Raw genomic sequence first — 12,092 nt, 5'->3', positions numbered from 1 at the left:
TTTTTTTGAAAGTGCAATTTAATATATTAATTATCAATGTATTTATTAATGATTAATTTTCGAAATTTCTGCAGGATTGTGCTTGTGTCTGAATAATACAGCAAACAATATTGCCAATATCAAAGCATACGCCGCAAAAGTAAGCCAGATATTATGCCAGTCTTTTATCATAACAACGGATGATAATGTTCCGTCCGGATTTACTGCAGAATTAAAACTTTTCTTTAAAATTTTTAAAAATGTAGTGTTTTCGGGAGTTGTTTCAAGATACGCCGACAAAGATGAAACTGTCGTAAACTTATGAGTAAAGAATCGGTCGATAGCCCAACCAGCCGCATAACTTCCGAATACGGCCCCGAAACCATTCGTCATCATCATGAATAACCCCTGTGCAGAAGAACGGATTTTTTTGTCTGTTGTCGTTTCCACGAAAAGTGATCCTGAGATATTGAAAAAGTCAAATGCCATTCCGTAAACGATACAGGAAAGGATGATTAAGCTTAAACCAAATCCTTCAGGAACTCCGTAAGCAAAGAATGCAAATCTCAAAACCCATGCAATCATAGACATCAGCATTACTTTTTTAATTCCGAATTTTTTTAAGAAGAAAGGAATTGCAAGGATAAACAATGTTTCAGACACCTGTGAAATCGACATAATGATGGTCGACCTCTGAACAACAAAAGAATCTGCATATTTTGGAAAATGTTCAAATTCACTTAAAAATACATCTCCATAAGCATTGGTAAGCTGTAAGGCGGCTCCCAACAACATTGAGAATAAGAAAAACAGTGCGGTTTTGTAATCTTTAAATAATTTAAATGCATTAAGACCCAGCTGTTCTGTGAGTGGTGCCTCTTCATCAATAAGCTTTTGTGGAGGGCATTTCGGTAATGTTAATGCGTAAATTCCCAGGAAAACGGCAACACCTCCTGCGATATAAAATTGTCCTTCCGTAGCTTTATTTCCTGTAAGATTGGTAATCCACATCGCAACAATAAAACCGATGGTTCCCCAGACACGGATGGGTGGAAAATCTTTAACGACATCCAGATCACTGTTTTTTAGAATAGTATAAGAAATTGAATTAGCAAGGGCAATAGTAGGCATGTAAAAGCACATGGCCAAAAGCATCACATAAAAGAAAGAATCGGGGTCTGCTGAATGTGGCAAAAAGAAAAGAACAATTCCGTAAAGAATATGTAATATCGAGAATATCCGTTCTGCATTCACCCAACGGTCAGCGATAATACCGGTAATGGTCGGCATAAATATGGAAGCAATCCCCATCGTTCCAAAAACAGCTCCGAATTGGGCACCGTCCCAGTGTTTTGTTCCGAACCAAAAATTAGCCATCGTGATCAGCCATGCTCCCCAAACGAAGAACTGAAGAAAACTAAGGATGGTAAGTCGTAATTTTAAATTCATATCAGTAATATCTCTTAATCAATTTTCTTTTTCCTCCTTTTAATTTCCTCCTGAATTTCCAGCGCAGTATCATAATCTTCTTCTTTTACGGCTTCATCCAGTAATTTCTGAAGCTCTTCCATGGAAACGGATCTGAGACTGTCTTCTGTATTAATGGTTTCTGAAAATGTTTCTTCCTCTTTGGCAACATCTTCCAGCTCCAGAAGAATTCCGGCTTCATTCAGAACCTGCTGAGTAGTAAAGATCGGAGCATCAAATCTCACGGCCATCGCCACTGCATCTGAAGTTCTCGCATCAAGAATCAACTCTTCTTCTGTCGCTTTGTTTTTGAAATTAATATTTGAAAAGAAAACACCATCTACAATCTGATAGATGATAACAGAAACCAGTTCATAATTGGCAGAAACTATAAATTTTGTAAATAAATCATGCGTAAGAGGGCGAGGAGGATGTATATCTTTTTCAAGACCAAGAGAAATGGATTGCGCCTCGAAGTTTCCTATAACAACAGGTAATTTTATGTGTGTTTCTTCATGTTCCAATAATAATGCGTACGCCCCTGATTGGGTCTGGCTGTACGATATTCCGCGAATAATTAGCTGTTTATAATCCATAGCTACAAATATAGATTAATTTTTGAAAGTTTTTTTTACTTTTTAGACAAAAATAAAAGCCCGGAAGCCGAGCTTTTATAGGTGAATTATCATGATGGTGAATTGTAAATTTTATCTTATAAGTCAATTTTGCTTTGCCAGTGAATTTTAATTTAAATAATTCTAAAATTGACAAGCGAAGCGAATTGACCATTCACAATTGACCTTCCTTATCCTTTAATAGCTTTAATTTTCTCTGTTAATGCAGGAATAATCTGGAAAGCATCTCCTACTACGCCATAATCAGCTGATTTGAAGAACGGTGCTTCTGCATCGCTGTTGATTACAACAATAGTTTTTGAAGAGTTTACTCCGGCAAGATGCTGAATTGCTCCTGAAATACCTACTGCAATATATAAGTTCGGAGAAATCGCTTTACCGGTTTGTCCAACGTGTTCTGTGTGAGGTCTCCATCCGATGTCTGAAACCGGCTTGGAACATGCCGTAGCCGCTCCTAAAACATTGGCAAGATCTTCGATCATTCCCCAGTTTTCAGGACCTTTCATTCCTCTACCTGCAGAAACTACGATTTCAGCTTCTTTAAGATCTAATTTTCCTGAACTTTGCTCGTGAGAGATCACTTTCGTATCTTCATTCGCAACGGATAAATTTTTCACTTCTTCTGATCCTGAAACTGCATTTTCTTTAACTCCGAAAGCATTTTGAGAAACCGTGATAATAACTCCTGCTGATTCAGCTTTTGCATGCATAAAACCTTTTCCTGAAAAAGCTCTTCTTTTCACCTGAAATGGAGAAAGACTTTCAGGAGCAGCCAGTACGTTAGTGATTAAAGAATGTCCGTTCATCACTGCCAACATTGGAGCGATGGAAGAAGCATCTGTAGTGTGTGGGAAAACGATGATATTTCCGTTTGCCACTTCACTTACTGCCTGAGCATAAGCTTTAGCCGAGAAATTTTTAAGACCCTCGTCTTTAATATTGATTACGTTTGATGCTCCATATTTATATAATACATCTGAAGCATCTGTCGGGTTTACAGAGATCGCTGTCACGGTATCTCCGGCTTGATCTGCAACAGCTTTAGCATAAGAAACTGCTTCAAAAGCTGCTTTTTTGTAAACTCCGTTTATATTTTCTGCGTATACGAATACTGCCATTTTTTTTTAAATTAAAAGATTAAAAAATTTAATGATTAAAAGATTAAATCACTTTTGCCTCTTCGTGAAGTAATCTTACCAATTCATCCAGATTATCGGGAGAAACCATTTTTACAGCTGCTCTTGGCGGCACGCTGTCGTAAGAAACGCCCTGTACTTTCACTTCAGAAGAAGTTGGTTCTATCACCTGCAAAGGTTTTGTTCTTGCAGACATAATTCCTCTCATATTTGGGATAATTAAATCTTTTTCATCTACCAATCCTTTCTGACCTGCAATTACAGCAGGTAATTTTACAGAAATAGTTTCTTTACCGCCTTCAATTTCTCTTACAGCAGTTGCTTCACTTCCGTTAACATCCAAACCTACAGATGCATTTACGAAAGGCTGATTCAATAACTGAGCAACCATTCCCGGAACAGAACCACCATTATAGTCGATAGATTCTTTACCGCAAAGGATCAGGTCATAACCTCCGTTTTGTGCAACAGCAGCGATTTCTTTAGCTGTTGAAAAACTGTCTTTAGGATCAAGATTTACTCTCACGGCATCATTAGCACCGATAGCAAGCGCTTTTCTTATCACAGGCTCTGTAGAAGCATCACCTACATTGATTACCGTTACGACAGCTCCCTGAGATTCCTGCAATTTAATTGCTTTTGTTAATGCAAACTCATCCAAAGGGTTGATTACCCACTGAATTCCATTTTTGTCGAATGCGGACTTATCCGCAGTAAAGTTAATTTTTGAAGTAGTATCAGGAACACTACTTATACAAACTAATATTTTCATATGTTGTTTTAATTTTATTGCTTTAAAAGCCTAAAGTTTCATTCGCTAATATAAATAAAAAATATATTATGCATGCATAATACTTATTAATTTATTATTCAGCGCATTAGATGTATTTAATTGGCTGGCTTTGTTGCCCTGAATTCAATCTTGCTAGGCAAAACTCTTGGATTCATTTTTAAAATATCCAGAATAAGGTTTCCCATATCTTCAGGCTGAATCTTCCAGGCATCTTTTTCGGATGGGATATTTCCATTAAAATTCGTTGCCACCGAGCCAGGCATGATAACCGTAGATTTGATATTGTATTTTCTCAGATCAGTCATGGCAGCCTGCGTAAAGCCAACTACACCAAACTTTGAAGCATTATAACCTGCTCCTTTCTCAAAAAAATTGGCACCAGCCAAGCTTGAAACTGTAATGTAATATCCTTCCGTTTTTTTCAGTTCTTCCACAGAAGCTTTTAAAGTATAGAAAACGCCTGTCAGATTTGTTTCGATCATATCGTTCCACTCTTCAGCAGATAATTCGTCAACAGGCTTAAAAACTCCTAATCCGGCATTAGCAATAACAAAATCGAGTCTCCCGAATTTTTCCATAATATATTTTACAGCTTCCTGTTCGCTCTCCAGGCTTCTTACATCCGAAACAATTCCTAAAACATTTGCTGAATATTGTTTTAACTCTTGTTCAGCTTTTTCTACATCATCTCTTTTCCTTCCTGAAAACGCAACTGAAACTCCATTTTCCAGCAATACCTTTGCAACTCCGAAACCTATACCCTTCGTTCCTCCGGTAATATAAGCTACTTTATCTTTTATCATAATTTTGGATTTAGTTCTTAAAAATAAGAAAAAACGATCTAAATTAAGTTTGTTTATTAACTAACATTTGTCAGTAGTTTCAATATAACAAAATAAAGCGCTCCTTAATGAAGCGCTTTAAGTATTTGAATATTTTTCCTTAATGAAAAGATTCGCTTAAAATAAAATTTAGTCTTTAATTAGCTTTTGAATGTAAACTTTACCGTCGCTGGCTTTCACTCTTAAGACATAATTTCCTTTTGCATAGGAAGACATATTTACTTCATTAACATTTTTGCTGTTGCTGATAGAAGTAATTACTCTTCCGCTAAGATCATAAATATCAATAGATTCAGATTTTAAGTTATTAAAGAATTTGAACTTAAGAATATCTTTAACAGGATTAGGATAAATCTGAAGATCTGGAGAATTAATCACTTCTGTAGTCCCCAAAGTAGCATTTTGACCTGTAATTGTCATTACCCATCTTGCTGAAGCAAAACCAGCCAATGCACCTGTACCGGTGGCTATAGGAGTTGTAAGCCCACAAGTTTCAGAAGAAAGATAAGAAGCACCTGTTTGTGCAGTAGCATTTGTTCCCATATAAAATCGTTCAAATGGATCCGCAGTAGTACCCTCATGTTCTGCGAAACCATCATGCCAGATCTCAACCACAAAATTAGACCCTGCAGGAATAACTTGGTTTACACTTGTACCTGTATTTACCATCGCCGCATTATTAGCAGAAGAAACATTTACAGTAGTAAGTGGATTAGTTCCAGAAACCGAAGTCATGGATGTACTTGGTGTAGTACCCGATGTGGTATAAAGCCAAACTTCAACAGGAAAAGTTCCCCCTATATCTGTAGAACTTCCTGCAACTGTTCTTGATGCCAGTTGCACACCAAAAGCAATATTAGTAATTCTGTAGTTATAATTAATCCCATAATCTGACAACTTAAACAATCTCATATAAGAATTATCAGCTGTATAATAATTAGTACTTGTAGCACCACTTGCACAAGAAACTGAGCCTGTTGCAGCAACTGTGTTAGGCGTTGCATTCTGTGTAATAACTTGTGCATTCATAAAACCTGCTGTAGCAAAAGCCAGAAAAGAAAATAGAACTTTTTTCATAGTAATTATTTATTTTTAGCTAATATATAAAAAAAACCTATAAAAGTTACTCTAAAAATAATAATATTTCATTTCAAGTTCATTTCACATAATTTTCAAAAAACATCGGAATACTTTCAATCCCTTTATAAAAATTAAACAATCCGTAATGTTCATTTGGAGAATGGATTGCATCAGAATCCAAGCCGAATCCCATTAACACAGATTTAGCGCCTAAAACCTGCTCAAACATTGATGTAATAGGAATACTTCCGCCTCCTCTATAAGGTAAAACTTCTTTTCCGAAAGCAGATTCCATAGCCTTTTTTGCGGCTACGAATTCTTTTGTATCCGTTGGTAAAACGTATGGCATTCCTCCGTGATGCGGTGTAATTTTCACTTTTACATTTTGAGGAGCGATTTTTTCAAAATATTTCGTGAATTTTTCTGTAATCTCTTCAGGCGTCTGATAAGGGACCAATCTCATTGAAATTTTAGCAAAAGCTTTAGAAGGAATCACTGTTTTTGCACCTTCGCCGGTATAGCCACCCCAAATTCCGTTGCAGTCAAGGGTCGGACGGATAGATGTTCTTTCCAATGTTGTATATCCTTTTTCACCTTCTACTCCGTTTAATCCGATGGATTTTTTGAACTCTTCAGGATTGTCCTTCAATTTATTCATATCTGCTCTGTCGAACTCAGAAACCGTTTCCACATTATCATAGAATCCGTCAATAGTAATATGACCATCTTCATCAATAAGCTTGGCAATCATTCTGGAAAGAACATGAATAGGATTCGGAACTGCTCCTCCGTAAAGTCCTGAATGCAGATCTCTGTTTGGCCCTTCCACCTCTACTTCTACATAACTTAAACCTCTCAAACCCGTCGTAACCGTTGGTTGCTCGTTGCTGTAAATATGAGTATCGGAAATTAAAATACAGTCACAAGATAATTTCTCCTTATTTTCATTGACAAAATCTCCCAGGCTTACTGATCCCACTTCTTCTTCTCCTTCTAAAATAAATTTAACATTACAAGGAAGAGTTTGCGTTTTCATCATGGCTTCAAAAGCTTTTAAATGCATGAAAAACTGGCCTTTGTCATCCGCCGAGCCTCTGGCAAATATTGCTCCTTCAGGATGGAGTTCTGTTTTTTCGATATAGGGTTCGAAAGGTGGTTTTGTCCACAATTCTAATGGGTCGGCAGGTTGAACATCATAGTGACCATACACCAAAACCGTTGGTAAATTTTTATCTAAAATTTTCTCTCCAAAAACGATAGGATATCCTTTTGTCTGGCAAACTTCTACGTTGTCGGCACCCGCATTTTTTAAATGTTCAGCTACGATATCGGCACATTTCAAAACATCTTCTTTATATGCCGGATCAGCAGAAATGGAAGGAATTCTCAGTAACTCAAATAATTCATCTACGAAACGCTGTTTGTTTTCGTTGATGTAATTTAATGTCTCTTGCATTGTAAAATATTATTTTGTTAAAAGTAAAAAAATTGCCACGCAGGAACAAACAAAAACATATAATTTTCTTCAGGTTTATGATATATGGTTTGATTAAAATGTGATAAATTGATAAAATCACCGAATCTATAGCCCTGATTGAAGCATTTGTCTGAGCTCATTTTTTTGTTTTTGGTTGCGGCGGCTCCGCCGCCGCAACCAAAAACAAAAAAATAGCGAGTGCGGAAAGCAGGATAAAGCTTCAAAAAAAATGCCCCACATTTCTGTAGGACATCATTATATTTCGACTAATACAATTAGTGTTCAGCTTTAGGAGTCTGAGAGCCTTCCGGTAATGGAGCTTCAGAATGTGATTTTTCTTCTTCATGTTTTATAGCTCCGGCAGTATCTGTTTTTGCAGGAGTTTCATGACCATCATGTGCGTCGCCTCTGTATTCAGAAAGGTTGTCCTGCTCACCGCTTGTCTGTTCGTCATCAGAATATCTTTCCGCACCCTCTTCAAGTTTAATAACGTCTTTATTTCCGCCGGCCTGGATTTTCTTACAGCTTACCGCAACAGTAGCAAGCGCTAAACATATAACTAGTTTTTTCATATTGAAAATTTATTTTTTTAAGGTAATACGAATTGCGATTGTTTTTATAAGGAAAGCAATTTGTACTCAGATTTTTAATTTGTCCAAAATTAAGAAATCCTACATTTTACAGCAACATTTTTATACTGATTTTAAAATTATTTTTCCTTTTTTGGACTGTGTAAAAATAAGATAATTTTCACCGCCATCTCTCAGATTGTATTTTTTCTTTATTTCCTCGGGTTTTAAAGGATAATTTTTTGAAATAACATTAAACTGGCTTTTCTTTTGAATCTGTTTAGCTTCAATGAGTTCCATCTCAAAAATTCTTCCCGGAAAATCGTTTATTATTTGATCTGACGTGTAAAGATGTGTATTCGGATGAAGTTTTTTTAATCCGAATCTTTCAGAAATCAAATTAAATATTCCTGCTTTTAACACCGAATTATTCGGAATGTAAATATACTTCTCCGGCTCTCCAAATTCTGCGATTGATTTTTCTTCTTCTCCAAACCTGAAAACACAAATTGGTTCTTCGCTCTCAAGGTTTACAACATTGCAGATGATCTCTTCCGAATTTATCTTAGATAAAAAGATAACTACTTCTTTTACATCATTTTTCACCGCAATAATATCGATCCTGAAAATACCCGGTAAAACCGTGATAAGATATTTTAAATCAATAAGCGGTGAAAGTTTTATCATAATTTCCTTAGAAAAGGAGAGTAATTTTTCCTGAATTTCAAGAATATCGGGCGATAAATCTTCCAAAAGAAAAACCTTATTTTTGTGTTGATCCCTTCTGGCCGGATCAAGATAAATTACATCAAAATTCTCTTTATTTTCATTAAGAAAATCTTCAAGCTTCTGATTGATAAATCTGGCTTTTTTTCCTAAAACAGACCAATTATGTTCAACAATCTTGAGAAGATCTGAATTTTGCTCTACCAAAGTAACTTCATCAAAATTTTTGGATAAATAATAAGCATCAATTCCAAATCCTGCTGTAAGGTCAATAAATTTTTCCCCTTTCAAAATTTCGGATTTATAAAGTGCTGTTTTTTGCGAAGAAGATTGTTCTAAATTAAGCTGCGGCGGGAAAATGATTCCGTCATTCAGTAAAAAAGGAAATTTTTTCTGTGCTACCTGCTTTCCTTTGATCTGCTGAACGATTTCCTGCATGGAAACGTCAGGAAAAGGAGATTTTTTCAATAATAAAGCATGCAAATCTGTATTTAGATTGGCATTAATGTAATGTTGTACGTTTTGATCTAATAATTTATTAACCACAGATTAGATCAATTTCATCTTTTATAAAAAATATAATCCGTTAAAACCGGTTCAATTCCGCTTTGTTTTAATAAAGAATTGATTTGTCCGCGATGGTAGGTAGAATGATTGATAGCCTGAAAAAGCATTTCAAAAATTTTATTTTCAAATTGGGTTCCTTTTGAATTTTGATATTCAGCTTTTTGATTAAAATCAAATTTTTCTACAATTTCAATACTTTTATTAAAATTTTGCCGATTGATTTCCTGAAGATCTTCAAACGGATTAATCTGCCAGACTTCAAAAGTCGCTTCCCCTAAAATCCGGGAATTCCAAATCTGCTGAGCGTTAAGGGTATGATTAATTAAACTGATTGTTTTTTTGTCAGTTTTGGAAATATTTTCAGAAATAACCTTAATCATTTCTTTGTTAAAATGATATGTATATTCTAACAAATCAATCAGCTTTTCTTTCATCATTCAAACATTTCGGCCCAACGAACCGCTTTAATATCCTTTTCGTTATACAAATCTTCAACAGATTTTTTCACTTCCAATTTTGGATATAAATTAACGCCAATCAGCTTTATTTTACCTTCTTCTACCCATTTCTGTTCTTCTACAGCATGTTCATAAATCTGTTTCTGGATGATTCCTTGCTTCATTAGAGCCAGATAGCCTCCATTTTCTTCGATTTCAACAAAATAAGTCCACGCTTTTTCAGCAATCTGACGGGTAAGGTCTTCTACAAGATAACTTCCGTTGGAAGCATCTTCAAAAACATTGATGATACTTTCATAAGCTAAGACAATCTGTTGCTTAAAGGATATTTCTTCCGAATTTTCCGTTGTTTTCCCAACCAGATAATCATTACTGAAAACCGCATCAACACCTCCGATCATTGCAGAAGCCAATTCTAATGTTGAACGGATCAGATTATTTTCATGATCTGATGCCGATTTATTTCTAAGTGATGTTTCCGCAAAAATATATGGAATTTCATCTAAATTATACTCTTTTGACAATTGGTTAAAAACCAGTTTAAAAGCTCTTAATTTTGCCATTTCAAAGAAATAATTTCCACCGATGGCAATTCTGAAAATTAATTTATTTAAAATTTTCTCACCATATACTTCAGCTATTTCTTTAGTTTTAGCCAATGCAATTCCCAATTGCTGATAAATGGCTGCACCGGCGTTCTGATGAAGGGAAATATCAACACAGATATTTCTCTTGAATTGCTTTGCCAATAATTCTTTAACCAACTGGTCATTTATTATAGTTTCTTTTTCATCAAAAACATCAATTAACGAAAAATACTGATCTTCCTGCTTTGGACTTATATGACCTGCCAGATCAACATTGTCAACGAAAATAGTTTTATCCAAAAGATTTTCAACATTTTCATCCAGAAGAAAAGCGAAAACATCTTCTTCAAGACTTTCGTGATATCTTGCCACCAGATGTGTATTTTCTTCTACTTTCGGAAGATTCACCAATTGATCCTGAACTTCGTCATAGAAAGGTTTTACAACAATTCCTTCTAAATTTTCTTTAGTGAGAACAGGATAAATATCTTCGGTTTTAAGTTGTTTTTTAACTAAATTTTCCCAAGCTGTGTTTGACATAGGTTTGTTTTAAAGTGTGAAGTGTGAATTGCCAATTCACTCTGCTTATCCGTTTATATTCACTTGCAAAGCAAATTCACCATTGACATTTAACTTTTTAGAATTATTTTTTCGCGACTTTTGTACTGTCTACTACAAGAATAAAAATTTCTTCATTTGGCTTTTTCATAAAATAATTTTCTCTTGCGTATTTTTCTTTTTCAGATTTGTTGTTCATCAGCTTTTTATAAAAAGCATCATTTTTTTCATATTCGGTTTTATAATACTGAAGTTGTTCTTCATATTTATTAATTTCACCATTCAGCTCATTAATTACCAAAAACGATGTTTTATCAAAAAAAATCATCCAGACCAGAAACAGACATATCGTAATCGTATATTTATTCAAAATATATTTCTGAATAAATTTTAACATCTCAGACTTTGGCTGAATATCTCTGATCAATTTGTTTTCTTTCATTTTAATGTTTTCTCAAAGAGTTTTTAATGACAGTTGTTAAAAAATCAATCGCTACGGAATTTTGCTTCATATTCGGAATGATAAGATCTGCTTCATTTTTTGAAGGCTCAATAAATTCCTGATGCATCGGTTTCAAAGTGGTCTGATAGCGGTGTAATACTTCATTCAGATCCCTTCCTCTTTCCTGTGTGTCTCTACGTATTCTTCTTATAAGTCTTTCATCCGAATCTGCATGTACAAAAACTTTAAGATCAAATTCCTTTAAAAGTTCTTTGTTGGTGAGAACTAAAATTCCCTCTACCACCAATACATTTTTAGGTTCCACTGTAACATGGTCACCGGTTCTTGAATGGGTAACAAAGCTGTAAATCGGCTGCTCGATAGGTTCATTATTCTTTAACGCTTTTACGTGTTTTATCAATAAATCAAAATCGATGGATTTCGGATGATCATAATTTAAAGCTTCTCTTTCCACCAACGTAAGATTATGATTATCATGATAATAATTATCCTGGGAAAGGATATTCATTCCTTCAATATCAAGCTGTTGTATAATCTTGTCAACAACCGTAGTTTTGCCGGATCCTGTACCTCCTGCAATTCCTATTACAAGCATTCTTTTTTGTTTCTTTATAGTTGTTACAAATATACTATTTTATTTAAAAGCTGGAAGAAGGATGAAGGAAGATAAAGTTTTTTATGTTGAAAGACGAAAAGGCTTAATTTATCTGAAATTAGGTCTCAAGCAGATTTGGCTGATTATGAAGATTTTAAAA

13 protein-coding genes are annotated in these 12,092 nt (G+C 34.9%); all 13 read right to left on the bottom strand.

Annotation, left to right across the window (positions count from 1 at the left end; translation table 11 throughout):
- Positions 1-45: 45 nt before the first annotated feature.
- Entirely contained in the window at positions 46-1,428 is a 1,383-nt protein-coding gene (locus ACWNCI_RS04035) for a nucleoside permease (protein WP_449387276.1), read from the bottom strand.
- A 14-nt stretch (positions 1,429-1,442) separates the two neighbouring features.
- The gene (locus ACWNCI_RS04030) at positions 1,443-2,042 is read right to left on the bottom strand and encodes a bifunctional nuclease family protein (RefSeq protein WP_042721998.1); all 600 of its coding nucleotides are present in this window, start codon (positions 2,040-2,042) and stop codon (positions 1,443-1,445) included.
- Between the two features lie 209 nt (positions 2,043-2,251).
- A complete protein-coding gene (locus ACWNCI_RS04025; RefSeq protein ID WP_346985495.1) occupies positions 2,252-3,199 on the bottom strand; it encodes an electron transfer flavoprotein subunit alpha/FixB family protein in 948 nt (315 codons plus the stop codon).
- A gap of 43 nt (positions 3,200-3,242) precedes the next feature.
- Positions 3,243-3,989: an electron transfer flavoprotein subunit beta/FixA family protein gene (locus tag ACWNCI_RS04020; protein ID WP_449387275.1), complete on the bottom strand. Its 747-nt coding sequence runs from the start codon at positions 3,987-3,989 to the stop codon at positions 3,243-3,245.
- Between the two features lie 116 nt (positions 3,990-4,105).
- Complete coding sequence (locus tag ACWNCI_RS04015; protein ID WP_449387274.1) at positions 4,106-4,813, bottom strand: SDR family oxidoreductase; 708 nt, start codon at positions 4,811-4,813, stop codon at positions 4,106-4,108.
- Positions 4,814-4,981: 168 nt separating this feature from the next.
- Complete coding sequence (locus tag ACWNCI_RS04010; protein ID WP_449387273.1) at positions 4,982-5,929, bottom strand: T9SS type A sorting domain-containing protein; 948 nt, start codon at positions 5,927-5,929, stop codon at positions 4,982-4,984.
- A 79-nt stretch (positions 5,930-6,008) separates the two neighbouring features.
- Positions 6,009-7,388 (bottom strand): dipeptidase, encoded by a 1,380-nt coding sequence (locus tag ACWNCI_RS04005; RefSeq protein ID WP_449387272.1) that lies wholly within the window; start codon positions 7,386-7,388, stop codon positions 6,009-6,011.
- Positions 7,389-7,684: 296 nt separating this feature from the next.
- Positions 7,685-7,981, bottom strand: a complete 297-nt coding sequence (locus ACWNCI_RS04000) for a hypothetical protein (protein WP_346985500.1) — start codon at positions 7,979-7,981, stop codon at positions 7,685-7,687.
- Between the two features lie 120 nt (positions 7,982-8,101).
- Positions 8,102-9,250 (bottom strand): RsmD family RNA methyltransferase, encoded by a 1,149-nt coding sequence (locus ACWNCI_RS03995; RefSeq protein ID WP_449387271.1) that lies wholly within the window; start codon positions 9,248-9,250, stop codon positions 8,102-8,104.
- Between the two features lie 14 nt (positions 9,251-9,264).
- Positions 9,265-9,708 (bottom strand): DinB family protein, encoded by a 444-nt coding sequence (locus ACWNCI_RS03990; protein WP_449387270.1) that lies wholly within the window; start codon positions 9,706-9,708, stop codon positions 9,265-9,267.
- The gene (locus ACWNCI_RS03985) at positions 9,705-10,856 is read right to left on the bottom strand and encodes a methylmalonyl-CoA mutase family protein (RefSeq protein ID WP_449387269.1); all 1,152 of its coding nucleotides are present in this window, start codon (positions 10,854-10,856) and stop codon (positions 9,705-9,707) included. Before ACWNCI_RS03985 ends, ACWNCI_RS03990 begins: the two co-directional genes overlap by 4 nt.
- A gap of 103 nt (positions 10,857-10,959) precedes the next feature.
- Entirely contained in the window at positions 10,960-11,316 is a 357-nt protein-coding gene (locus tag ACWNCI_RS03980) for an FtsB family cell division protein (RefSeq protein ID WP_449387268.1), read from the bottom strand.
- Position 11,317: 1 nt separating this feature from the next.
- Entirely contained in the window at positions 11,318-11,932 is a 615-nt protein-coding gene (gene udk / locus ACWNCI_RS03975) for a uridine kinase (RefSeq protein WP_042720935.1), read from the bottom strand.
- Positions 11,933-12,092: the final 160 nt, after the last annotated feature.

It is taken from the genome of Chryseobacterium lineare (genome assembly GCF_977014045.1).
The sequence above is the reverse complement of the archived record's forward strand: the minus strand, read 5'-3'. Positions and strand labels throughout refer to the sequence as shown.